The organism is Bacteroides sp. FSHCM14E1 (assembly GCF_019633785.1).
In the GTDB taxonomy this organism is placed as follows: domain Bacteria; phylum Bacteroidota; class Bacteroidia; order Bacteroidales; family Bacteroidaceae; genus Bacteroides; species Bacteroides hominis.
Map to the genome: position 1 here is coordinate 66,236 of NZ_JADKYL010000016.1, position 26,143 is coordinate 92,378.

General features: G+C 40.3%; 20 protein-coding genes. 14 read left to right on the forward strand and 6 right to left on the reverse strand.

Annotation, left to right across the window (positions count from 1 at the left end):
• The first annotated feature begins 862 nt into the window (after nt 1–862).
• From leuS to ISX59_RS19020, 5 genes are all read left to right on the forward strand, one after another.
• A complete protein-coding gene (gene leuS / locus ISX59_RS19000) occupies nt 863–3,694 on the forward strand; it encodes a leucine--tRNA ligase (protein ID WP_032540932.1) in 2,832 nt (943 codons plus the stop codon).
• A gap of 14 nt (nt 3,695–3,708) precedes the next feature.
• Nucleotides 3,709–4,608: a YitT family protein gene (locus tag ISX59_RS19005; RefSeq protein WP_005782852.1), complete on the forward strand. Its 900-nt coding sequence runs from the start codon at nt 3,709–3,711 to the stop codon at nt 4,606–4,608.
• Nucleotides 4,609–4,809: 201 nt separating this feature from the next.
• Nucleotides 4,810–5,346 carry a Crp/Fnr family transcriptional regulator gene (locus ISX59_RS19010; RefSeq protein WP_032540933.1) on the forward strand — a complete coding sequence of 179 codons (537 nt, stop codon included), beginning with the start codon at nt 4,810–4,812 and terminating at the stop codon, nt 5,344–5,346.
• Between the two features lie 81 nt (nt 5,347–5,427).
• Nucleotides 5,428–5,853, forward strand: coding sequence for a DUF4405 domain-containing protein (locus tag ISX59_RS19015; protein WP_032540934.1), 426 nt, complete (start codon nt 5,428–5,430; stop codon nt 5,851–5,853).
• Between the two features lie 397 nt (nt 5,854–6,250).
• The gene (locus ISX59_RS19020) at nt 6,251–6,835 is read left to right on the forward strand and encodes a non-canonical purine NTP diphosphatase (RefSeq protein WP_032540935.1); all 585 of its coding nucleotides are present in this window, start codon (nt 6,251–6,253) and stop codon (nt 6,833–6,835) included.
• A gap of 526 nt (nt 6,836–7,361) precedes the next feature.
• Here ISX59_RS19020 and nadA read toward each other — a convergent pair.
• Entirely contained in the window at nt 7,362–8,354 is a 993-nt protein-coding gene (nadA, locus tag ISX59_RS19025) for a quinolinate synthase NadA (RefSeq protein ID WP_032540937.1), read from the reverse strand.
• Nucleotides 8,355–8,810: 456 nt separating this feature from the next.
• On the opposite strand from nadA, the gene ISX59_RS19030 reads away from it, so the two are divergent.
• Complete coding sequence (locus ISX59_RS19030) at nt 8,811–9,338, forward strand: RNA methyltransferase (protein ID WP_005782842.1); 528 nt, start codon at nt 8,811–8,813, stop codon at nt 9,336–9,338.
• A 76-nt stretch (nt 9,339–9,414) separates the two neighbouring features.
• Here ISX59_RS19030 and ISX59_RS19035 read toward each other — a convergent pair whose 3' ends face one another.
• Nucleotides 9,415–10,014 carry a DUF4294 domain-containing protein gene (locus ISX59_RS19035; protein ID WP_022011333.1) on the reverse strand — a complete coding sequence of 200 codons (600 nt, stop codon included), beginning with the start codon at nt 10,012–10,014 and terminating at the stop codon, nt 9,415–9,417.
• Nucleotides 10,015–10,133: 119 nt separating this feature from the next.
• Between ISX59_RS19035 and ISX59_RS19040 the strand changes: the two genes are divergently transcribed.
• From ISX59_RS19040 to ISX59_RS19055, 4 genes are read left to right on the forward strand one after another with little or no spacing between them, the layout of a single operon-like run.
• Nucleotides 10,134–12,161 (forward strand): helix-hairpin-helix domain-containing protein, encoded by a 2,028-nt coding sequence (locus tag ISX59_RS19040; RefSeq protein ID WP_032540938.1) that lies wholly within the window; start codon nt 10,134–10,136, stop codon nt 12,159–12,161.
• A 49-nt stretch (nt 12,162–12,210) separates the two neighbouring features.
• Nucleotides 12,211–12,984 carry a radical SAM protein gene (locus ISX59_RS19045; protein ID WP_032540940.1) on the forward strand — a complete coding sequence of 258 codons (774 nt, stop codon included), beginning with the start codon at nt 12,211–12,213 and terminating at the stop codon, nt 12,982–12,984.
• Between the two features lie 42 nt (nt 12,985–13,026).
• A complete protein-coding gene (locus tag ISX59_RS19050) occupies nt 13,027–13,533 on the forward strand; it encodes a flavin reductase family protein (protein ID WP_005782834.1) in 507 nt (168 codons plus the stop codon).
• A 20-nt stretch (nt 13,534–13,553) separates the two neighbouring features.
• Nucleotides 13,554–15,164 carry an arylsulfatase gene (locus tag ISX59_RS19055; protein ID WP_032540941.1) on the forward strand — a complete coding sequence of 537 codons (1,611 nt, stop codon included), beginning with the start codon at nt 13,554–13,556 and terminating at the stop codon, nt 15,162–15,164.
• 192 nt (nt 15,165–15,356) lie between these two features.
• Here ISX59_RS19055 and ISX59_RS19060 read toward each other — a convergent pair whose 3' ends face one another.
• The 3 genes from ISX59_RS19060 to ISX59_RS19070 all read right to left on the reverse strand — a co-directional run bounded on the left by ISX59_RS19060 (nt 15,357) and on the right by ISX59_RS19070 (nt 20,278).
• Nucleotides 15,357–15,983 (reverse strand): PepSY domain-containing protein, encoded by a 627-nt coding sequence (locus ISX59_RS19060; RefSeq protein WP_005782830.1) that lies wholly within the window; start codon nt 15,981–15,983, stop codon nt 15,357–15,359.
• Entirely contained in the window at nt 15,984–18,398 is a 2,415-nt protein-coding gene (locus tag ISX59_RS19065) for a TonB-dependent receptor (RefSeq protein ID WP_032540942.1), read from the reverse strand.
• A gap of 197 nt (nt 18,399–18,595) precedes the next feature.
• Nucleotides 18,596–20,278, reverse strand: coding sequence for a SulP family inorganic anion transporter (locus tag ISX59_RS19070; RefSeq protein WP_005782825.1), 1,683 nt, complete (start codon nt 20,276–20,278; stop codon nt 18,596–18,598).
• Between the two features lie 261 nt (nt 20,279–20,539).
• On the opposite strand from ISX59_RS19070, the gene rbr reads away from it, so the two are divergent.
• Nucleotides 20,540–21,118 carry a rubrerythrin gene (rbr, locus tag ISX59_RS19075; protein WP_005782823.1) on the forward strand — a complete coding sequence of 193 codons (579 nt, stop codon included), beginning with the start codon at nt 20,540–20,542 and terminating at the stop codon, nt 21,116–21,118.
• Nucleotides 21,119–21,202: 84 nt separating this feature from the next.
• Here rbr and nadB read toward each other — a convergent pair whose 3' ends face one another.
• A complete protein-coding gene (nadB, locus tag ISX59_RS19080; RefSeq protein WP_005782820.1) occupies nt 21,203–22,774 on the reverse strand; it encodes an L-aspartate oxidase in 1,572 nt (523 codons plus the stop codon).
• Nucleotides 22,775–22,881: 107 nt separating this feature from the next.
• Here nadB and ISX59_RS19085 point away from each other — a divergent pair, with 107 nt between their 5' ends.
• The 3 genes from ISX59_RS19085 (at nt 22,882) to dacB (ending at nt 26,143) form a co-directional block, all read left to right on the forward strand.
• Nucleotides 22,882–23,280: a PH domain-containing protein gene (locus tag ISX59_RS19085; protein ID WP_032531545.1), complete on the forward strand. Its 399-nt coding sequence runs from the start codon at nt 22,882–22,884 to the stop codon at nt 23,278–23,280.
• A gap of 6 nt (nt 23,281–23,286) precedes the next feature.
• The gene (lpdA, locus tag ISX59_RS19090) at nt 23,287–24,630 is read left to right on the forward strand and encodes a dihydrolipoyl dehydrogenase (RefSeq protein ID WP_032540944.1); all 1,344 of its coding nucleotides are present in this window, start codon (nt 23,287–23,289) and stop codon (nt 24,628–24,630) included.
• 103 nt (nt 24,631–24,733) lie between these two features.
• Nucleotides 24,734–26,143, forward strand: coding sequence for a D-alanyl-D-alanine carboxypeptidase/D-alanyl-D-alanine-endopeptidase (gene dacB, locus ISX59_RS19095; RefSeq protein ID WP_032535580.1), 1,410 nt, complete (start codon nt 24,734–24,736; stop codon nt 26,141–26,143).

Sequence of the window (26,143 nt, forward strand, 5' to 3'; positions counted from 1 at the left end):
ATTTGCAATGTGTTTTTCATAGTATTAGATTTAAGGTTAACAAAGGTTGGAGCAAGGCGTTGCTCCTTTTTTTATGTCCTTACTCCACAGATTCCAATAATTTCCCTTCCAAATGAATGTAATTCATTCCACACAGATGGTCACACTTTCTTCAAAGAGAGATTATTTTTTCCATTGATAATCAATATCAACCCGTCTCGCAATGGCATATTGAATTAGGAAAATATAAAGTAGCGGAAGATGTACGATACACACTGACAGATCCCAGAAAAAGTGTTTTTGATAATGCGGCGATATTGATTCTTATCGGAAAATGGGATAATAAACTCTTCTTTTCGGCAACAGCCAATAAACAAAATTATCTGCTCTACTATGATCTAAAAGAAAAGAAATCCGGTAATATCCGACTCCCCTATCCGCAATATTCATTCGCCATACCAAAAAACACTCATTCATACCTGAATCCATGTCTGATGACGGAAAATATCTGATCTCGTATGAAATACAAGAAAATGATGAGAATCCAGTGATCATATTGGCCGAAAAATAAAAAAATCGGGATATATTCCATAAAGATTATATCCCGATCGTTATCCTTTCAGCACATCTTCGTGCTCAAACCTATTGAATGAATGTCATCATTTTTATCTTTTGAGTAATCATATGTCTAATCGATGATTACAAATATAAACACTAAAATTTAAATTATCAACAAATATAAGATTTTTATTTTCTGATCCTTCCCTTTCATACCTATTTTGTTTTTTAGCTATCTTCGTGGTTATCTGAAAATAATCATGTAAATTTGCTCCCTCATATTAAAGTATATATTATAAATCACTATAAACAAAAGGTTATCGCTATGGAATATAATTTCAGGGAGATCGAAAAGAAATGGCAGAAAATATGGGTAGACCACCATACCTACCAAGTAAATGAAGATGCATCCAAACAAAAATTCTATGTACTCAATATGTTCCCTTACCCTTCGGGAGCCGGACTGCACGTAGGCCATCCGCTCGGATATATTGCTTCGGACATCTATGCACGTTATAAACGCCTGCAAGGATTTAATGTCCTGAATCCGATGGGTTACGATGCTTACGGACTGCCAGCCGAACAATATGCTATCCAGACCGGACAACACCCTGCAATTACTACCATCAATAACATCAACCGTTATCGTGAACAGTTGGATAAGATAGGATTTTCATTCGACTGGAATCGTGAAATCCGCACTTGCGATCCGGAATATTATCATTGGACTCAATGGGCATTTATCAAAATGTTCAACAGCTATTATTGCAATGATGAAAAACAGGCACGTCCCATCGAAGAGTTAATAGAAGCTTTTAGTACCAACGGAACACAAGGTATGAACGTAGCCTGTGGCGAAGAAATGGACTTTACTGCCGACGAATGGAATGCTAAAAGCGAAAAAGAACAACAGGAAATCCTCATGAACTACCGTATAGCCTATTTGGGCAATACAATGGTAAACTGGTGTCCGGCTTTGGGTACCGTACTTGCCAATGATGAAGTAGTTGACGGTGTTTCCGAAAGAGGCGGCTATCCCGTTATTCAAAAAGTGATGCGTCAGTGGTGCCTGCGCGTATCCGCTTATGCACAACGTTTGCTCGACGGACTTGAAACCGTAGAATGGACCGACTCGCTGAAAGAGACCCAACGTAACTGGATTGGACGTAGCGAAGGTGCTGAAATGAACTTTAAAGTGAAAGATTCGGATATTGAATTTACTATCTTTACAACCCGTGCCGACACGGTATTTGGAGTTACTTTCATGGTGCTTGCCCCGGAAAGCGAATTGGTATCCCAATTAACGACCCCTGCACAAAAGGCAGAAGTAGACGCTTATCTGGACCGTACCAAAAAACGTACCGAACGCGAACGCATCGCCGATCGCAGTGTTAGTGGTGTATTCTCCGGAAGTTATGCCATTAATCCATTAACCAATGAACCTATACCGGTATGGATCAGTGATTATGTACTGGCAGGTTACGGTACTGGTGCCATCATGGCTGTACCTGCACACGACAGCCGTGACTATGCTTTTGCCAAACATTTCAATCTGGAAATTCGCCCGTTGATTGAAGGTTGCGATGTCAGTGAAGAAAGCTTTGATGCCAAAGAAGGTATTATGATGAATTCTCCCCGTCCGGGAGCTCCCGAAGGCGGACTCGTATTGAACGGATTGACCGTAAAAGAAGCAATCGCCAAAACTAAAGAATATATCAAGGCAACTGGATTAGGCCGTGTAAAAGTAAATTTCCGTTTACGTGACGCCATTTTCTCGCGTCAGCGTTATTGGGGTGAACCATTCCCGGTTTACTATAAAGACGGAATGCCTTACATGATCGATGAAAGTTGTCTCCCGTTAGAGTTGCCGGAAGTAGCTAAATTCCTTCCTACAGAAACAGGTGAGCCCCCATTGGGACATGCTACCAAATGGGCATGGGATACTGTCAACAAGTGTGTGACAGACAATGACAAAATCGACAATGTAACCATTTTCCCATTGGAACTGAATACAATGCCAGGCTTTGCAGGTTCTTCTGCCTATTATTTGCGTTATATGGATCCGCGTAATCACGAAGCACTCGTTGCTCCTGCCGTAGATCAATACTGGAGAAATGTAGACCTGTATGTGGGCGGTACGGAACATGCTACCGGACACTTGATTTACTCACGTTTCTGGAATAAATTCCTGCATGATTTAGGCATATCTGTAGCTGAAGAACCTTTCCAGAAACTGGTCAATCAAGGAATGATACAGGGACGAAGCAACTTTGTTTATCGTATCAAAGACACCAATACTTTCGTATCTCTGAACCTGAAAGATCAATATGAGGTAACTCCTATTCATGTCGACGTAAATATTGTATCTAACGATATTCTCGATCTGGAAGCTTTCAAAGCATGGAGACCCGAATACGAAACTGCCGAATTCATCCTGGAAGACGGTAAATATATCTGTGGATGGGCCGTTGAAAAGATGAGTAAATCTATGTTCAATGTAGTTAATCCGGATATGATTGTCGAAAAATATGGCGCCGATACACTTCGTATGTACGAAATGTTCCTCGGACCGGTTGAACAATCCAAACCCTGGGACACGAACGGAATAGATGGCGTACATCGTTTCATTAAAAAATTCTGGTCGCTATTCTATGACAGAAACGGCGAGTATCTGGTAAAAGACGAACCGGCTACCAAAGACGAACTAAAGGCACTTCATAAGCTCATTAAGAAAGTAACCGGTGATATTGAACAGTTCTCCTACAATACTTCGGTAAGTGCTTTCATGATCTGTGTCAACGAACTCTCAAGTTTGAAATGCAGCAAAAAAGAAATATTGGAGCAGCTCGTTGTGGTCCTCGCTCCCTTCGCTCCCCATGTTTGCGAAGAATTATGGGATACATTAGGAAACACCACTTCCGTATGTGATGCACAATGGCCGGCATTTAATGAACAATACCTGGTAGAAGATACGGTTAATTACACGATTTCTTTCAATGGCAAAGCCCGTTTCAATATGGAGTTTCCTGCAGATGCCGCCAGCGATGTAATTCAAGCCACCGTACTTGCTGACGAACGCTCGTTGAAATGGACAGAAGGTAAAACACCGAAAAAAGTTATTGTAGTTCCGAAGAAGATTGTTAACGTTGTTATTTAATACCTACACACAAAATGATAAGCAAACCCACAAAATCCGATGTAATGCGAGAGTTGAGAGATTATATCTTTATCACTCTCGGACTGATAAGTTATGCGTTAGGCTGGACAGCCTTTCTTATTCCTTATCAGATTACTACAGGTGGAACAACCGGTATCGGTGCCATCATCTATTATGCAACAGGCTTTCCTATCCAATGGTCTTATTTCATCATCAATGCTGTGCTGATGACATTTGCCATTAAGATACTTGGTCCGAAGTTTAGTATAAAGACGACATATGCCATCTTTATGCTCACTTTCTTCTTATGGTTCTTCCAACTGGTTATTGTGGACGATAAAGGAGCTCCGCTTCAGTTGGTAGGAGAAGGTCAAGACTTCATGGCCTGTATTATCGGTGCCATCATGTGTGGACTCGGATTAGGGGTGGTATTCAATAATAACGGCAGCACAGGCGGTACTGATATCATTGCAGCCATTGTTAATAAATACAAGGATGTTACTCTTGGACGAATGATTATGTTTTGTGATATCATCATTATCAGTTCATGCTACTTCATCTTCAATGACTGGCGCAGAGTGATATTCGGTTTTGTTACCTTGTTCATCATTGGTTTTGTGCTGGACTACGTGGTTAACAGCGCCCGCCAGTCTGTACAATTCTTTATCTTTTCGAAAGATTATGCAAAGATTGCCGACCGCATAACGAAAGAAACCCATCGGGGGGTAACCGTTCTTGACGGATTAGGCTGGTATAGCCAAAACAATGTAAAAGTATTAGTCGTGCTTGCCTATAAACGCCAGTCTCTCGACATCTTCCGCCTGGTGAAGGATATCGATCCGAATGCTTTCATTTCACAAAGCTCAGTAATCGGTGTATACGGCGAAGGATTCGACCGCCTGAAAATAAAATAAATCCAGAGCGAAAAAACAGATGAAAATAGAGCGTAGCGAAGAAGTTTGAAACTATATTCGTTACGCTCTATTTTTATTTGATTGAGGGCCAAAGAAAAGCCACATTAAAGCCAAACAGCACAGAATTTCCTCCCAAATATTTCTAAAAAGGAGTCGCAAAATGAATAAACGCGAAACCTTATTTTTTCACAACTTTGCATTATGACAAAAGCTAATTACTTAAATAATCTATTTGAATCCCTGATAGGAACTAATAACCTGTCTATTCCATCCAAGACGATATTGCTGGAAGAAGGTAAGATTGCCGATAGACTGTACTTAATTCGTAAAGGGTGTTTACGTCTTTTTTTCTATAATGAAGGCAAAGACATTACTTTCCAATTCTTCTTTGAGGGAGATTTTGTTGCATCATTCGATAGTTTATATAGACGTAAACCGAGTCTTTTTTCATTGGAAAGTATTGAGCCCACGGAAGTATCAACGATAAAAAGAGATGATTTTTATCATCTTATTGAACAAACACCCTCATTAAAACAAATATATGAAGAAAAGCTCATAGACCGATTTCATGTTTACCAGCAGTTGTTTCTTTCCCGTATAAAGAACACCCCACAACAACGATATGAGGAACTGCTAAAAGAATATCCCGATATTATACAACGAGTTCCGCAACATTACATAGCTTCCTATCTCGGTATTACCCCTGTATCATTATCTCGAATAAGAAAAAGACGTTAATTCATTTCTTTACAATTGTTATCGTACTGTAGGTATCAAATTCATGACCTTTGTATCCGTAAAATCAGCTAATTAAAAAAGATGAAACGGATATATATAATAGACTGGATATTAATACCTTTATTTATCCTTACCTCATACACAGGGATAGGACTGCATATTGCCGCACATGAAAACGACCATGAAATATGGCACAATTGGGCGGTATTTCATGTGATAGCAAGTTTATTGTTCCTGATAACCGTCATATTCCATATAATAACTCATTGGAATTGGTATAAAGGAATTGTAAACAAAGGAATAGGACAGAAAAGTAGAGTTACATTATGGTTATCCGCAACATTTACACTTGTTGTTCTTACAGGTATTATATTGTTCAACGTAGATGGGGCAAACTCTTCAATAGGGTTATGCCACTATAAAATTGGAATTTTAATGAACGTACTTTCTATTGGACACATATTCAAGCGAATTCCCATTTTACGAAAATATTTGAAGAAAAAATAAATTCAAACTCAATTATATTTATTTAAATATCGTTTTAATTTTCATAGTGGGCATATCGAATCTTTCAAATATTCTTCCACTGCTGAAAAAAATCAGAAGTATTCAGTCCGATTAAATTCATCACTGTATCCTTATCTTCCACATTTATTGTCAGGCTGGTGTACACATCAGCAGATATCTATGAAGAATTGAATAACCTAAATTAAGAAGTCAATATTTGTACATTCAGAGAATTGTTATACTTTTGTATCCAGAAAGAGTTATTTAACAGTATAGCACCGCAAATCGCTGAAAATCGAACCATTGCTAACTTGTTATCTCTGTTTCTCAAGAACCTCACTAATTATTCTCAATCGGTTAAGTCAAGTCGATTAAAATCTAAAATAAATAACAGACAATGAAACGTAAACTTGTTTTTGCCACTAATAATGCACATAAACTGGAAGAAGTATCATCCATATTAGCAGATAAAGTTGAACTGCTCAGCCTTGACGATATAAACTGCCATACAGATATTCCCGAAACAGCGGACACTCTGGAAGGTAATGCGTATCTGAAATCATCCTTTATTTACCAAAACTATGGATTGGACTGTTTTGGTGATGACACCGGATTGGAAGTTGAAGCATTGGGAGGGGCTCCCGGTGTATATTCGGCTCGCTTTGCCGGAGGAGAAGGACATAATGCAGAAGCCAACATATTGAAACTCATGCAGGAGCTGGAAGGAAAAGAAAACCGCAGAGCACAGTTTCGTACTGCCATTTCGCTTATTCTGGACGGAAAAGAGTATCTTTTTGAAGGAGTGATAAAAGGCGAAATAATCAAGGAAAAAAGAGGTAATTCAGGCTTTGGATATGATCCTGTATTCATCCCCGAAGGATATGACCGGACTTTTGCAGAACTGGGAAATGAAATAAAAAATCAAATCAGTCATCGTGCTTTAGCCGTAAACAAATTATGCGAATTTCTCCGCTCCATCTGATTGATAAAAACGGATAGATAAATGAATCCTCCGGAGGAATGTAATTTTCCTCCGGAGGATTCATTTATCTATCTCCTGCTAAAAGAGATTATAGTATAACACAACAGCGTGTATATAACGAACTCTTTTTGCACTTTATCCAGTCCAAAACTTTAAATCTCCATTATCAAAACATCCGGATGTTATTAGTTATAACATCCGGATGTTTTGATATATAACATGGGGATCTTTTCATATAAAACATCCCCATGTTTTTGCGTTATAATTCTAACTTTAGTTCTTTTAATACCATTACTTCTCTATCATTCTTTACCAACTTTTTCATCCCTTCTTTAAAGAATAGCTTCCGATTGAATGAACCTGCTCTATCAAATTACCTATATTCTATTATTAACAGAGATTTCAACTATCCCTGTTAATAACAAAGAGCCGTATTATACCTTTATATATAAGTATAATACAACTCTTTCATATCATAGATCTATCAATTATTAACCGTAAAGTTAACTATTTATTCACAGCCTGTTTATAAACCCAGTTTCTCTGAAATTTCCAACATTCGTTTAATCGGTTTCACTGCTTCTTTAGCAACTTCCGGGTCAACAGTTACTTCAGGGAATTCATATTTAAGGCAATTATAGAGCTTTTCCAGCGTGTTCAGCCGCATGAAGTTACATTCATTGCATCCGCAGGTACTATCGTTAGGAGGGGCAGGAATGAATGTTTTTTGCGGGCACTTCTTTTGCATTTCATGTATGATGCCTGCTTCGGTAGCTACAATAAACCGTTGCTTGTCACTGTTCACTGCATATTTTAATAAGGCAGCCGTAGACCCCACTACATCGGCCAGTTTCAATACTACACTTTTACACTCAGGATGTGCCAGTACTACGGCATCGGGATATTGAGCTTTTAACTCCACTATTTTCTCCACCGAGAATTGTTCATGCACATGACAAGCTCCGTCCCATAACAGCATTTCACGTCCTGTGATCGAGTTTATATAATTCCCCAGATTACGGTCCGGTCCGAAAATAATTTTTTCATCTTTCGGGAAACTTTCCACAATCTGTTTTGCGTTAGTCGAAGTAACCACCACATCCGTCACTGCTTTGACTGCTGCCGTTGTATTTACGTACGAAATCACCGTATATCCCGGATGTTCCTTCACAAACTCAGCAAACTTGTCCGCCGGACAGCTGTCTGCCAACGAACATCCTGCATTCAAGTCGGGCACCAGTACCTTCTTGTCCGGACAAAGCACCTTTGCGGTTTCTCCCATGAAATGAACGCCACACATCACAAGAATATCCGCATCGGTTTTGGCTGCAATTTGAGCCAAAGCCAAACTGTCTCCAATGTAGTCGGCAATATCTTGTATTTCGCCTTTCTGGTAATAGTGTCCCAAGATTACCGCATTCTTTTCTTTTTTCAGTTCATTGATGGCTGCTTTCAGATCAATGCTTTTGTCTACGGGTTCGTCAACGAATCCCTTATTCACCCATTCTTCTCGATTCATTATATTCTTATTTTTTCTCTTCTTTTAAAAAGAAATCCTTTGTTAGTGATTATAGCCTGTTAATAGTGTTAGCAAATAAATCGGCTTTTTCTTGCCGGATAAGTTATTAGTTACTTATCTAAGTTTATAATCAGTTTATGAACGTGTCTATTTATTGATAATAAGCTATATTGCTAACTTCATTAACACCTTGTTGATAAAGTGCAAAGTTAAAAACTTTATGGATATAAACAGGCTAATTAGTACTGAAAAATCTGTTGAAGTATGCTTGGAAAGTTGAAGCTAACTTTTTTGTATTGTTCATATCCCGTTGCTCTTATACCTTCATTTGAATAATGCAAGAATTAGTTTTCAAAATATATGCTGATTCTTTTGACAGGTTTTAAACCGTTATCAACACCTATGTTAACAAGAAAAGAATTACTTTTGCAACATACTAACAGAAACAACATCATCATGCGAAAATTGAAAATAACCGAGCTGAACCGGATAAGTATAGAAGAGTTTAAAGAAGCTGATAAATTGCCTTTAGTTGTAGTGTTGGACGATATACGGAGTTTGCATAATATCGGTTCTGTGTTTCGTACGGCAGATGCTTTCCGGATTGAATGTATTTATCTGTGTGGAATTACGGCTACTCCTCCCCATCCCGAGATGCATAAGACAGCTTTGGGAGCCGAGTTTACAGTGGATTGGAAGTATGTTAATAACGCAGTTGAAACGGTTGATAACCTCCGGAGTGAAGGATATGTGGTATACTCTGTCGAACAGGCGGAAGGGAGTATCATGTTGGATGAGTTAACACTGGACCGTTCGAAGAAATATGCTGTAGTTATGGGAAATGAAGTAAAAGGAGTGCAGCAGGAGGTTATTGACCATTCGGATGGTTGCATTGAAATTCCTCAATATGGTACAAAGCATTCATTGAACGTGTCGGTAACAGCGGGAATTGTTATCTGGGACTTATTTAAGAAGTTGAAATAGGATATTGGTAGGCTGTTGATAAACAATTTATAGTTGGTTTCGAAGCTATTAATTGCTTGGTTATTAAGCAGCGGATTTACAATTGTCCGCTTTCCACTAATACTATCACGCGTTCAGTCAGCTTATCTTCTCCTTCGGGGTCATATTGTTTTTTTAAACTGGCTCCGAAAAGAGCAGCAAATGTCTGATAGAAGCCTGCTTTAAAAGGCCCCATGAATGCTTTTACCAGTTCATAAGAACTCTGATGACTTTGGCGGTCTACCAACTTTATCAACAGCTTGCCTTGTGCAAAAGAGAGTTTTTTCATTCGTGGAGTATATTGTTCCTTCAACCCTTTTTCTACTCGTTTAATATGGCGTTGCCGGGCTTTTTCATTGGGTAAAGTTTGTAAGTATTCGTAAGTTTCAATGATAGTCTGGTTAATTTCTCTGGCAATGGGATATACCTTTTTTACGTTTCTCACTAATTTGTAATATTCCATCTGCTCTTTCTTATTCCTGAATTTTAAAGGCTTGAATATGTGGATGGTCGGAATCTGAAAGGCAGGTATTGTATCACCGTTATAAACACACATAGGTACCAGATATCCACCGAGATTTGTTTTTTCCTGTGCCTGTGATGCAGAAGAAAACAATAAGGCGATGGATAACATCAGTAGTCCTATGATAAGCCTCATATTCATTTTGCAAAAATAAGGGAATAAATTTATATTTATGATTTTCCTTGCAGCATTAACCTATTTAAATTATCTTCGACAATTCGTTTACTATTTAGAACACAATAATCACACATGAAATGAATAGATATATATCTATATTCTGTGTATTTCTACTTGTTAATATAGCGTTGATAACTTCTACTTGCCATGCTCAGAATAATTCGGATTATCCTTGGGAGGACATAATGGAAAACCTGTCAATAGCCGATGAAGAAGGGAATACGCGCAATTGGGAGAATGAATTGGAGGAATTAACCGATCTTGTTAACAACCCTGTTAATATAAACTCTGCCACCAAAGAGCAGCTACAGCGGTTTCCTTTTCTTAATGATGTTCAGATTGAGAATTTACTTGCGTACATTTATATTCACGGATCGATGCAGACTGTCTATGAACTTCAGTTAGTGGAGGAGTTGGATCGGCAGACTATTCAATATCTGCTTCCTTTTGTCTGTGTAGAGCCTGTTGATAAGAAAGAGTCTGTTACGTTAAAGCAGATTTTAAAATATGGAAAACATGAAGTGGTGACTCGTATGGATGTGCCTTTGTATAGGCGTAAGGGATATGAGAAAAATTACCTGGGTCCTGCTGTTTATAACTCGGTGAAATACGGATTTCACTATCGGGAAAAAGTTTATGCAGGCATAGTTGCCGAGAAAGATAGCGGCGAACCTTTCGGAGCTTTACATAATAAGCAGGGATACGATTACTACTCTTTCTATCTACTCCTTCATGATATAGGAATACTGAAAACGGGAATTGTAGGAAACTATCGGTTGAATTTCGGTCAGGGACTGGTACTCGGACAAGGTTCTATGTTTGGAAAAACAGCTTATTCTTCGTCTTTCACTTTCAGAAATACAGGGATACGCAGACATGCTTCTACCGATGAATATAATTATTTCCGTGGGAGTGCCATAGCTTTAAAATGGAAACAATGGACACTTTCTGTATTTTATTCACATCGTTCGTTGGATGGAGTGATAAAAGACGGTGAAATTACCTCGATTTATAAAACAGGTTTACATCGAAGCAAAAAGGAAGCTGATAAAATGAATCAATTGGTTATGCAGATGGGCGGAGGAAATATCAGCTATACCGGGAATAGTTATCAACTGGGTATAACCGGTGTTTACTACTGTTTTAACAGGTCTTATGAACCGGAACTTAAAGACTATTCAAAATACAATCTGCATGGTCGTTCTTTTTATAATCTGGGTATGGATTATAAATATCGTTTTCATCGTTTTTCTATACAAGGAGAAGCTGCTTTGGGGATCAGTGGTATGGCTTTTATGAATCAGGTACTTTATTCTCCTTTACAAGATATACGGTTGATGTTGGTTCACCGTTATTATTCACATGATTATTGGGCTATGTTTGCTCATTCATTTAGTGAAGGAAGTAGTGTTCAGAATGAAAACGGATGGTATTTAGCTGCTTCTGTAAATCCTTTTAGTCGCTGGACGTTTTTCATTTCTGCCGATCTGTTTTCTTTTCCCTGGTGGAGGTACCGGATAAGTAAGGCTTCGAAAGGAGTGGATCTGTTCTTTCAGGCAGATTACGTTCCGTCGAAAACGGTTGATATGTATGTGAATTACCGTTATAAACGGAAAGAGCGTGATGTGACCGCTACGAAGGGAAAGGTGATTCTGCCTACCTATCATCACCGGCTGCGTTATCGTTTGAACTATTTACCCTGTTCTTCGTTATCTTTCCGGACAACGGTAGATTATAACCATTTTCATTCATCCGGGAAAACGGCGGGGAAAGGTTATCAACTGACGCAAAAGGCCGGATGGAAACTTTCCCGGTTGCCTCTGACAACAGAATTGCAAGGTAGTTATTTCCATACAGACGATTATGATTCACGTATTTATATCTACGAGAAAGGGTTGCTGTATTCTTTTTATACTCCATCTTTTCAGGGAGAAGGTATTCGCTTGGCTATTCATTTTCGCTATGATATGAACAAGCATTGGACAGCAATTGCCAAGCTCGGACAAACTACGTATTTTGATCGTGATGAAATAGGTTCCGGCAACGACCTGATCAGGGGAAATAAAAAAACGGATATACAAATGCAGCTGCGTCTAAAGTTTTAGTAATTTTGTAGAAATTCAAAACAGTTTCTAAGATTAAACAGAATTAAGTATGACTATTATTTTTCCTTCTCCCATATTCGGACCGGTTCATTCACGTCGCTTAGGGGTCTCACTTGGAATAAATTTACTTCCTTCCGACGGAAAAGTATGTTCTTTCGATTGCATTTATTGTGAATGTGGTTACAATGGCGAACATCGTCCTAAATCTTCATTACCGACCCGCGAAGAAGTCCGTATGGCTCTGGAAGATAAACTTAAAGAAATGAAGAGCAATGGTCCGGCTCCTGATGTATTGACCTTTGCCGGAAACGGTGAACCGACTGCACATCCTCACTTTCCGGAAATAATTGAAGACACGCTTGCTTTGCGTGATGCATATTTTCCGGAAGCAAAAGTAAGTGTACTCAGCAATGCTACTTTTATCAATCGTCCGGCTGTATTTAATGCATTGAACCGGGTGGATAATAATATTTTGAAGTTGGACACGGTGGATGAAGAGTATATCCGGACTGTAGATCGTCCGAACGGACGATACGATCTGAATGGAACAGTCGGACTTTTAAAAGCTTTTAAAGGCAATTGTATCGTGCAGACTATGTTTATGAAAGGAAAATATAAGGGGAAAGATGTGGATAATACTTCTGACAAGTATGTACTTCCCTGGCTGGAAGTTGTGAAGGATATCGCCCCGAGACAGGTAATGATTTATACGATCGATCGAGAAACTCCCGATCAGGACTTGCAGAAAGCCACTCCCGAGGAGTTAGACCGGATTGTGGCTCTTCTTACGAAAGAGGGACTTTCGGCCTCTGCTTCTTATTGAGAATTATTTTTAATATGTCATTTATAAACAGATTTTAATAGGATGAAATCAATTGATATCAACGAACTTACTGATAATTTCTTTGAGTCCATCAGTAAAGAATGGATGCTGGTAACTGCTGGTAATAAAGATGCGTTTAATACCATGACCGCCAATTGGGGAGGTATTGGTTTTTTGTGGAATAAACCGGTGGTTTATGTTTTTATTCGTCCGGAAAGATATACGTTCGATTTTATACAAAATAACGATTATTTTACTCTTTCTTTTTTAGGACAGGAGAATAAGGCCATACATAAAATATGCGGTTCTAAGTCGGGACGTGAAGTAGATAAGATAAAAGAAACCGGATTAAAGCCAATTATTACGGATAAAGGTAATATTCTGTTTGAACAGGGAAGGCTTAATATGGAATGTCGGAAAATGTACACAGATGTGCTGAAGAAAGAAAATTTTCTGGATCCGTCTGTCTATGAACAGTGGTATACTACCCATGGAGGTCTGCATCATGTCTATGTGGCAGAGATTACAGGAGTGTGGATAAAAGAGTAAATTTTAAATCATTTGAACCTATGAAAAACAATTATCTGATATGTTCCCTGCTGTTTACCACGGGTATGCAGAATGCTTGGGGAGCCCAAGCGACAAACCATAAAACAAATCCGGATAAAACGAAACCCAATATTATTCTGATTTTGTGTGATGATATGGGATTTTCTGATTTATCGTGTTACGGGGGAGAAGTGCATACGCCCAATATAGATTTCTTGGCGGAAAACGGAATACGTTTCAGCCAGTTTAAGAACACAGGGCGCAGTTGTCCCAGCAGAGCTGCTTTGTTGACAGGCAGATACCAACATGAAGTAGGTATGGGTTGGATGACTGCTGTAGATGAACATCGTCCCGGATATAGAGGTCAAATATCAGAGCAATATCCTACTATCGCAGAAGTGTTTCGGGAAAACGGATATCATACTTATATGAGTGGTAAATGGCATGTTACCGTTGACGGTGCATTCTCCAAGCCGAATGGAAGCTATCCGGTTGAGCGGGGATTCGAAAAATACTATGGTTGTCTTTCTGGAGGTGGAAGTTATTATACTCCGAAACCCGTATATTCCGGGTTACAGCATATTGCAGAGTTTCCAGAAGACTATTATTATACCACAGCCATTACCGACTCTGCCGTTAGTTTTATCCGTCAGCATCCGGTTGATGAGCCTATGTTTATGTATTTGGCCCACTATGCCCCTCATTTACCTTTGCAGGCTCCTAAAGAAAGAGTGGACGCTTGCCGTGAAAGATATAAAGTGGGATATGATGTGTTGCGTAAACAGCGTTTCGAGCGCATCCGGAAAAATGGTTTAACGGATTCCGAAAAACAGCTGCCGATATTTGAGAGGGAATTCAGAGGAAAACGGCCGGCCTGGGATAGTCTTACTCCGCAGCAACAGGAACGTTGGATTACGGAGATGGCTACTTATGCCGCTATGATTGAAATTATGGATGATGGTATTGGAGAAGTAATAAAGACCACTAAAGAGAAAGGTATATTTGATAATACCGTATTTTTATTCTTAAGTGATAATGGAGCCACCAATGAAGGTGATCTGATCACACAGCTGCGGGCTGATTTGAGTAATACTCCTTTCCGCAGTTACAAACAATGGTGTTTTCAGGGAGGTACCAGTTCACCTTTGATTGTAATGTATGGAGGCGGGCAACCTGATGGGAAGAAAGGAGTGGTTTGTCATGAATTCACTCACATTATCGATCTTTTTCCCACTTGTCTGGATATAGCTTCTGTGAAATATCCCCGGGAGTTTAGGAATCATTCGATTAATGCTCCGGAAGGTAGAACCATTTTTCCGGCATTAAAAGGAAAGAAGCTACCGAAAAGAGATTTGTTTTTCGAACATCAGACATCTTGTGGAATCATATCCGGGGACTGGAAGTTAGTCAGGGCCAATGGTAAGCAACCCTGGGAGTTGTTCCATTTATTGCAGGATCCGTTTGAACAAAACGATTTGTCTGCCAATTATCCGGAAAAAGTAAAAACACTGGAGAAAAAATGGGATGAATGGGCAGAGAAGCAACACGTATTTCCATTTGAATACAGGCCATGGACAGAACGTATCAATTATTATAAATCGCTGTATCCCGATCAGTCCGGGAAAGATTAAATACTTGAGTAAAGTAAGTAAGAGGAGTTGTATCAAAACTCTTTCACCATAGATTACACAGATTATCATAGACTAAGAATATTACTTTAGATTTACTCTAAAGTTACTCTGTGTCCTCTGTGGTGAGTTTCGATACATCCTCTTATATTTTCTTATCCGGAAAAGTACCTTTCCTTTATTGAAGGAAGGAAGTTAAACCAGATTTTTTCTTTTCAAATACATCCAATATCCTGTGATAGGTAATGAAGTTCCTATCAAAGCAGCAATAAAGGTGATGATTTTTGAAAACATTCCTGCATAGGTTCCGAAATGTAAGGCACGTACTACTTTCCAGACGGGAGCCCCCCGTTTTACTTCCACATCAAAGATAAAACTTACTACATCTCTGTACCATTGAAAGGACCACATTAATCCGGTCAGTGCACATACCAGCAAGATAAGTGCTCCATAGAATCCCAGTACGGAGTGTAGATCGAACATGAATCTCCGTTTTCCTCTTTGGTGTTCTATTGTCAGCCGGCTTTTTTTCCATTTGCGTGGCCAGTAAACTGTAAGCCCGCTGATCAATATAAAGATGAAAAAAAGAGTGGAGATGCCTACTATCATTTTGCCTGTCGTCCGGGTATCATCCATAAGCCACCGATGCAGCTTCATCACTATCATTAACGGACTTTCGCGGATAGATTCATATCCCATCATTGCCAGGAGTTCCTCTTTGAATACGAGGATGGCACCTGTAAAGCAAATAATACTGATCAGAATCCCTGCCGGAAGGGAGAGCCAAAGATGAATATAACGGCAATATCTTTTTATCTTCATTTAAAAACGGTAAGAGATTATTGCTGAGAAATTACGTGGATCGATCTGGTTGATGTATCCTCCACGATAGTAAGAATTATATCCTAATGCGTCGAACAAATTGTTCAGGTATACACGGGCAGTAAACTTGTGGATACTATAGGCCAACTGGGCGTTTATTGTAGTATAACCGGGCATGTCAAAAGGCTTTTCGTTGGTCATGGAACCGTGTCCGTCCGGTTTGATTGCAAAATCATTCACAGGACGTTTACCTACGAAATAGACTCCTATACCGGCTGATAGTCTTTTTAATACTCCTTTGTCAAATCGGTATTGAATCCATCCGTTAGCAGTATGTTTAGGGGTATTCATCGGGGCTGAACCATTTTTAAAGGCCGGGCTGTTTTCGTATTTTGCATCCAGATAAGCGTAACCCATCATTACTTGGAGGTTTTCAAGTATACTTCCGCTTAATTCGGTTTCGATACCTTTTCTTTTCAGGCTTCCCGCTTTATCAAAATAACCGGTAGGTTGCGTAGTTCCCGGATGATAAGTACTATAAGAGAGGTTTTTAGTAAGGATATCGAAATATGTCAGATTAAAGCGCAGGCGGTTATTCAGCCAGTCAGACTTGATGCCTACCTCAAATTGGCGGGTATTCGACGGACCTATTTCGTCTCCGTTCTCCATTCGTCTGGCCGCATGAAGGAGGCTGGTAGTGGTTGTATATGAACCGAACAAATTGATGTTCTTTATAGGAGTCAACATGATGCCCAACATCGGATTCCAGGCATCTCCGGTAGTGGGACCTGCACTTGTATCGTCCTGGCTGCTGATATAACTGTACCTCAGTCCCAGAATAGCTTTTATATACTTATTAAAAGTCATTACCTCCTGTGCCATTATTCCATAACTTGAAGAATTGGATTTTACCGGGGTCTCGGGAACAAATTTAACCGCGACAGGTAGCACATTCGAGATACTCGGGGCCAGTACGTTGATAGTGTCTATATTGACAGGGGTATAATTGGTGATCGACAGATCGGTGTTTTTGTAGTCGAATCCCAATTGGAATGTATGTTTAACAGGGCCGGTGAAAATATCTCTGCCGATGAAGTCAAGCTGGAAAGTTGAGTTGCGGTCATCGCGTAATGAACGTGAAATCGTTCTTCTACGCATGTTATATTCTTTATTGACTACGGTTTTTACGGAAGTACTTGTATTATCCACTTTATATGAAGAGCCGAAGTATGCTGCCCGCACACTGATATTATCTGTCAGCTGGCGGGTGATGCGTGCGGCATAAGTCAGCGTCTTGTTGTTTACATTATCGTTTTTGAATCCCAGGAATTTGTTGTGTGGCATGTCGTAGAGATTCTCTTCCGTATCTTTCGATAGATTGACTGAACTGGTATAAGGAGTACGGTTATCATTCAGATAATCCATTTCTATGGTAATGCTTGTTTTGTCGTCCGGACGCCATTCTAATGAAGGGTTGATATATACGCGATTGGAATGGATGACCGGGCGATAATTATCCGAACGTTCGAAGGCACCGTTCATACGGAAAGCGATCGTCTGATTTTTATCCAGAACGGACTGTACGTCGAATGTGGGACGGAACAATCCCCAGCTGCCTGCACGCAAAGATATTTCTCCTTCATTGGTGAACTTGGGTGTTTTGGTTACTACGTTGATTACTCCGCCTGCACTTCCGAGATCGTTTCCGATACCTTGTGTGACGGCTGCAGAACCCTTGATAACCTGTACACTTTCTACTCCCTGCATTTCGGATAAAGCAGATCCGGTACGGAAATCGGAATCTATCCGGACTCCATTCTTTAAAATGGGTACTCCCCGGTATCCGCGGATGGACATACTTTCTCTTACTCCGCCATACGATCCGAAAAGAGTAACTCCGGGTACATTTTTTGTAACATCGATTACGGTGAGTGCTCCCTGTTCGGCAATCGATTTTTCTGAGATTACAGAAATACTCTGTATCTGTTCACTGGGGCGTAATGGCATGCGGGTGATGGCATCCAGTTTTTTCGGTTGTTTATATCGTTCTCCGAATACTTCTACTGTCGATAATAAGTTTTCGTCAGGTAAGAGGGTGAAAGAGAGTTGTGCCACATTCCTTGAAGTGAGATCAACAGTACGCGTCTGAGTGACATATCCCACAAAACTGATATTTATCTTGTAAACCTTATGAGCCAGATTGCGCAAAATAAAACGGCCTTCACTATTGGTTGTTGTTCCGATGGTGGTTCCTTCTATCTGGACAGTGGCCGAAGCCAATGGTGTATCTGTTTCATCGTAGACTACTCCACGGATGGTGGGTACTCTATCGGCGGACTCTGATTCTGTGGCAAAAAGTAACGATGGGAATATTAGTAAAACTAATACAAGCAGGGCACTATACATTTGCTTCATACATTTAACGGCATTAAATTAATATTAAAAATTAGCGAGCCGCAAAGGTATGTGTACATGAAAGAGTCTACAATACCTATAAAAAGGTATAATGCAACACAAAATCCATAGAATTGGTGATTATTAAAAATAAGGAAAGCGGATGAAAGTGACCTCCGTCCACTTCCACCCGCCTGTTGTGTGCAGATAGTATCAGATTATAAATTCATAATTTCTTTGGCTCTGTCCAGTGCTACATTAATGTTCGGACAGATGTTTTGTTTTCCCAGTAATTCATAGAAGCCGGATTTCTCGAGCGTGTTGTGCACTTTTTCATTTACTCCCGAGAGCACAATGGTGATCTTTTCTTTTTGAGACATTTTGCAGAGGCTGGTCAGGTTATGAATACCGGTTGAATCGATAAATGGAACTTTACGCATACGTATGACGCGTACTTTGGGACGGTCGCCCAGTTGTGCCATTGTCTCTTCAAATTTGGTTGCGATGCCGAAAAAGTACGGACCATTAATCTCATATACCTCCACTCCCGCAGGTATTATCAGATGTTCTTCGCGCACCGCGATGTCCAGTTCGTCATTCGGATCTATTTCGTCTTTGATGACAGATATTTCGGTAGTTTCCATTACACGGCGCATGAACAAGATACATGCAATCACCAGGCCTACTTCGATGGCGATAGTCAGGTCGAAGATGATGGTGAGGAAAAAAGTGATAAGCAGTACTGTTACATCCGATTTGGGATTTTTCAGTAATGCCTTGAAAGTGCGCCATTCGCTCATGTTATAAGATACGATAACCAATACTCCTGCCAGACATGCCATTGGGATGTACTGTGCCAAAGGCATCAGGAAAAGGAGGATCAGCAATAAAACTACAGCATGGATTATACCGGCCACCGGTGTTTTACCGCCATTATTGATGTTTGTCATTGTACGGGCGATGGCTCCGGTAGCAGGAATACCGCCAAATAACGGTGTGATAAGGTTGGCTGTTCCCTGGGCAATCAGTTCGGTGTTTGAATCGTGCTTATCGCCCGTTACACCATCGGCTACGGTTGCTGACAATAACGATTCGATTGCTCCCAAAACGGCAATGGTAATAGCTACCGGGAACAAGTCCTTGATGGCCTCCCAATTGAGTGCAGGCATGGTCGCGTCAGGTAATTCGGATTTGATTGTAAAACGGTCGCCAATGGTATCGATGGTGTCAATACCGGCGTATGTTTTCAATAAATATACTACTGCCGTTACTACAATGATGGCAATAAGGGAACCCGGAATTTTCTTTGAGAACCGGGGGGTAATGGCAATAATGATGATACTGGCAATACTCACAATAGTGTTCCACCAATTGATTGTATCGAAATGGCGGAAATAAATCATCCATTTTCCGATAAAGTCTCCCGGTACTTTCTCTCCACCAAAGTTTAATCCGAAAATATCAGCAATCTGTGTTGTGAAAATGGTGACGGCTATACCGCTGGTAAAACCTACAATAATCGGGTAAGGAATAAATTTAATAATTGCGCCCAATTTAAAAACTCCCAATAAGATAAGGAGTATGCCGGCCATCAGGGTAGCTACAATCAATCCTGCTTCTCCGTATTGCTGGATGATGCCATAAATGATGACAATGAATGCTCCGGTAGGTCCTCCGATCTGTACTTTGCTTCCTCCGAGCAACGAGATGATGAACCCCGCAATAATAGCCGTGATAATTCCCTTTTCGGGTGATACGCCTGATGCGATACCAAATGCGATGGCCAGAGGCAAGGCTACGATACCTACAATGATACCTGCCATCAAATCGGCCATAAACGTTTCTTTAGAGTAGTTCTTCAAGGCTGAGAATAACCTTGGTTTGAAATCAAACACTTTCATTTCTTTCTTTACTTATATATAATGTGATAAATGTCGTTATAATCCTTGTTTTGCAAAGTCGAGGTTGCAAAATTACATAAAATAAATGGTAATAAGATGTTTTTGAACATCTTATTTATTTTTGATCAGTTTTGTCTATATTGCAATAGATATTATTAATGAATAAAATTCCGGGTTTTGTGAACTAAATCCTTATATTTGCGTTATTAATAAAGGCAAGTAACCGACAAACGTAATTACCAATCTAAAATATATCAGATTATGACTAAAAGTATTAAAGGCACTCAGACAGAAAAGAATTTGCTGACATCATTTGCAGGTGAATCACAGGCAAGAATGCGTTACACTTATTTTGCAAGCGTGGCTAAAAAAGAAGGTTACGAACAGATTGCAGCTATCTTTACAGAGACTGCCGATCAGGAAAAAGAACATGCAAAACGTATGTTTAAGTTCCTTGAAGGGGGTATGGTTGAAATCACTGCAAGTTATCCTGCTGGTGTTATCGGCAACACTCTTCAGAATCTGCAGGCTGCCGCAGCCGGTGAACACGAAGAATGGTCTATGGATTATCCTCATTTTGCAGATGTTGCAGAGCAGGAAGGTTTCCCGATGATCGCCGCTATGTATCGTAATATCTCTATTGCGGAAAAAGGTCATGAAGAAAGATACCTTGCTTTCGTGAAGAACATTGAAGTTGCATCTGTATTTGCCAAAGAAGGAGAAGTTATATGGCAGTGCCGTAACTGTGGTTATATCGAAGCAGGTAAGGAAGCTCCTGAGGTATGTCCTGCATGTCTGCACCCACAAGCATATTTCGAAATTAAGAAAGAAAATTATTAATAGAATCAGACTGTATTTTGGAGAAAGGTGGAGCTGTTTAATTATGGCCCCACCTTTTTTCTATGCATTAATAATACTGTTTCTTTATTTACCGGCGTGTGGATAGTCAACCGTGTAGTGCAGACCACGGCTTTCTTTACGTTCCATAGCCATGCGCATAATCAGATAACCTACATTAATCATATTGCGCAGTTCACATATTTCTTTAGATGCCACGCTGCGTTTGAACAGGCTTTCGGTCTCTTCGTATAGGATATCCAGGCGGTCCCAAGCGCGTTTCAACCGGAGATCGCTACGGACAATACCAACATAAGTGCTCATAATCTGATTTACTTCTTTCATACTTTGAGTAATAAGTACCATTTCTTCCGGTGAGCGGGTACCTTCATCATTCCATTCCGGAATCTCTTCGTTATAAGAATATTGGTCAATCACCGATAAACAATGTTTGGCGGCAGCATCTGCGTAAACTACTGCTTCTATCAACGAGTTTGAGGCTAACCGGTTGCCTCCATGTAAACCTGTACACGAACATTCGCCGGCAGCGTACAAACGTTCAATAGAGGATTGGGCGTTCAAGTCTACCTTAATACCTCCACACAGGTAGTGTGCGGATGGTGCTACGGGAATATATTCTTTGGTAATGTCGATTCCTAAGCTGAGGCATTTCTCGTATATGTTAGGAAAATGTTTTTTGGTTTCTTCAGGATCTTTGTGTGTTACGTCCAGATAAACATGGTCGTCCCCACGATTTTTCATTTCATTGTCAATGGCACGTGCCACGATATCACGGGGTGCCAAAGATAAACGTGGATCATATTTTTGCATGAATTCTTTTCCGTCCATTGTGCGGAGCACACCGCCATATCCACGCATTGCTTCCGTAATAAGGAAAGAAGGACGGTCGCCCGGATGGTAAAGAGCTGTCGGATGGAATTGTACGAACTCCATGTCTTTTACGGTTCCCTTAGCCCGGTATACCATGGCGATACCGTCTCCGGTCGCTACAAGCGGATTAGTAGTGGTCTGGTAAACAGCCCCCACTCCACCTGTTGCCATTAGTGTCACTTTGGCCAGATACGTATCCACTTTACCTGTTCGGGGATCGAGTATATAAGCTCCGTAGCATTTTATGTCCGGTGTCTGGCGGGTGACAGTTACTCCTAAATGGTGTTGTGTCAGGATTTCTATGGCAAAATGATTTTCAATTACCGTAATATTGGGATGTTGTTGTACAGCTTGAATCAAACTGTCTTGAATTTCAGCGCCGGTATTATCTTTATGGTGTAAAATACGAAATTCCGAATGGCCGCCTTCCCGGTGTAGATCGAACTCCCCTTTTTCATTTTTGTCGAAGTTTACACCCCAGCTGATCAGTTCTTGTATTTGCGCAGGAGCCTCACGCACGACTTTCTCTACAGCAGTACGGTCGCTGATCCAGTCACCAGCAATCATTGTGTCTTCAATATGTTTCTCGAAATTGTCTACCAGCAGATTGGTCACTGAGGCCACTCCTCCTTGGGCAAAATAAGTGTTTGCTTCTTCCAGCCCACTTTTGCAAACAAGGGCAACTTTTCCTTTATGTGCCACTTTTAGGGCAAAACTCATTCCGGCGATACCGGAACCGATTACGAGGAAATCGAACTTTTTAACCATAAGTTTTAGTGTTTATCACCGCAAAGCTACAAAATAAGTTTTTTCGTTGTGCTTTTCGTTGCCATTAATTCATAATTTTACTAACTTTCCGCCAAAAATCTGACAAAATGAACCGTATTTTTCATGCTCGCATTGTCTGGTACCAGTATTTTCTGCTGGTTGTATTGGGCATTAATGCTTTTGGTTTCTTATGGTGTAAGAATATTATATTGGCTACTTTGATGATGTTGTTTCTGATTGTTATCATCGAACAGATCATACATACAGTTTATACTGTTACCACTGACGGTTTGCTGATACTTAACTATGGGCGGTTTATCCGTAAGAAAACTATTCCCATAGCAGAAATTACTTCAGTCCGCAAAGTGCATTCTATGAAATTCGGAAATTTTGCAGTGACAAACTATTTATTGATAGAATATGGAAATGGAAAATATGCTTCTGTACTTCCGGTGAAAGAAAAGGAATTTATAGAACTGATTGAAAAAACAAGAAACTTAATTTAGTAAGCTATGAAATACCAGGTTATTATTATCGGCGGGGGACCTGCCGGTTACACTGCTGCCGAAGCTGCTGGAAAAGCAGGTTTAAGCGTGTTGCTTTTTGAGAAACAGAATTTAGGAGGAGTTTGTTTAAACGAAGGGTGTATACCTACAAAAACATTGCTCTATTCGGCAAAGACATATGATGGGGCTAAACATGCTTCAAAGTATGCTGTAACAGTTTCTGAGGCTTCGTTTGATCTTTCGAAGATCATTGCTCGTAAGTCGAAGGTAGTACGCAAGTTGGTTTTGGGGGTTAAATCAAAATTAACGTCTAATAATGTTACTATCATAAATGGAGAAGCAACAATCTTGGACAAAAACAAAATCTGCTGTGGCGAAGAAATCTATGAATGTGATAACTTAATTCTTTGCACAGGATCCGAGACTTTCATTCCTCCTATTTCCGGAATCGATACGGTAAATTATTGGACACATCGGGAAGCATTAGACAATAAGGAATTGCCCGCTTCGCTTGCTATCGTAGGTGGTGGAGTGATTGGTATGGAGTTTGCATCATTCTTCAGCAGTCTGGGTGTGAAAGTGACCGTCATTGAAATGATGGACGAGATCTTGGGAGGCATGGATAAAGAGCTTTCTGCTCTGTTGCGTGCTGACTATGCCAAACGGGGCATTACATTTCTGTTGAGTACTAAAGTTGTCTCGTTGGCACAATCAGAGGAGGGGTGCTTAGTTTCTTATGAGAATGCAGATGGTGCCGGAAATGTGACTGCGGAGAAATTGCTAATGAGTGTAGGTCGCCGTCCGGTAACAAAAGGTTTCGGACTTGAGAACCTGAATCTTCAACGGACAGAGCGCGGAAGTATTTTAGTAAACGGGCAGATGGAAAGTTCATTGCCCGGAGTATATGTATGTGGGGATTTAACCGGATTTTCTTTATTGGCACATACGGCAGTTCGTGAAGCGGAAGTAGCCGTACATGCAATTCTCGGTAAAACAGATACAATGAGTTATCGTGCTATTCCCGGTGTAGTGTATACCAATCCTGAAATAGCCGGAGTCGGGCAAACAGAAGAGTCCCTTATTGCGAAAGGTATTGCTTATCGTGCTGTAAAGCTTCCTATGGCATATTCTGGACGTTTTGTTGCCGAAAATGAAGGGGTAAACGGTGTATGTAAAGTATTGCTTGGAGATGATGATACGATTTTGGGAGCACATGTTTTAGGCAATCCGGCTTCTGAAATTATCACATTAGCAGGTATGGCCATAGAAATGAAACTAAAAGCGGCCGAATGGAAGAAGATTGTTTTTCCCCATCCTACTGTTGCCGAAATATTCCGTGAAGCATTGTAAGAGTTACAAGTTGTAAGTTACGGGTTATAAGTATCATGCGTATAATGGCGCAATTACTCGTAACCCGTAATTTATGACTTGTCATTCGTTGTTTATAAGCATTATGAAGAAACTGAATTTATTTATTTTATTCTCTTTTTGTTTTTCAATTATTATCCGGGGGCAGGTAGATTTCGCCGCAATTGATTCACTTATTAAGAAGGAATTGCCCCAAGGTTCCGAAGTTGGTATTTCCGTGTATGATCTGACTGCAAAGAAATCACTCTATACATACCGTGATGCCAAGCTTTCGCGTCCGGCATCTACCATGAAACTATTAACTACTATAACCGCGCTTGCCCGGCCGGATGCAGATGAACCTTTCCGGACCGAAGTGTGGTATAAAGGTACTATAGAACATGATACGCTCCGCGGAGACATTTATGTGATTGGCGGATTTGACCCGGAGTTTGACGATGAAGGTATGAATGCATTGGTGGAGGAAGTGATAACTTTTCCTTTTTCAGTATTGAAAGGGAGAATCTATGGAGATATATCGATGAAAGATTCTCTTTATTGGGGAAGCGGTTGGGCATGGGATGATACTCCCTATTCTTTTCAGCCTTATTTGTCGCCATTGATGTATCATAAAGGTGTAGTGAAAGTAACGGCTGTACCGGGAACGATACGTGGTGACTCGGCGCGCCTGAGTTTTGAACCATCGTCCTCTTATTATACTGTGATCAATGAAACTGAGACACGTACTCCTTCTGCCGGTAAGTTTTCTGTTTCGAGAGGATGGTTAGAGAATAAAAATAATCTTATTGTCAGTGGAAATGTAGAGAATAGAAGAATTGGTGATGTGAATGTGTATTCTTCGCAGGACTTCTTTCTGCATACCTTTGTCGAACGTTTACGTAATAGAGGGATAGAGATTTCGGAGCAGTATGCTTTCGACAGCTTTCAGCCCGACAGTCTTTCTACCCGCATGGCACGTTGGGAATGTCCCGTTCAGAAAGTAGTAGACCAGATTATGAAAGAAAGTGATAACTTGAGTGCGGAAGCATTACTTTGCCGTTTAGGAGCACAAGCTACAGGCAAAAAGCAAGTTTCGGCTAAAGACGGGATCGATGAGATCCATCGGCTGATTAAAGATTTGGGGCATGATCCGGACAATTATAAAATAGCTGATGGTTGTGGATTGTCAAATTACGATTACCTCTCTCCTGCCCTGTTGGTTGATTTTTTGAAGTTTGCTTATTCGAGAACGGATATTTTTCGGAAGCTCTATAAAGCTCTTCCGGTTGCAGGTATTGATGGAACACTTAAGAATCGTATGAAAAAAGGGTCGGCATTTAAGAATGTACATGCCAAAACGGGATCTTATACTGCCATTAACACATTAGCCGGTTACCTAAAGATGGCTAACGGTCATCAGGTGGCCTTTGCCATTATGAACCAAAATGTATTGTCGGCAGCCAAAGCAAGGAATTTTCAAAATAAAGTATGCGAAATACTGGTAAATTGTAAATGA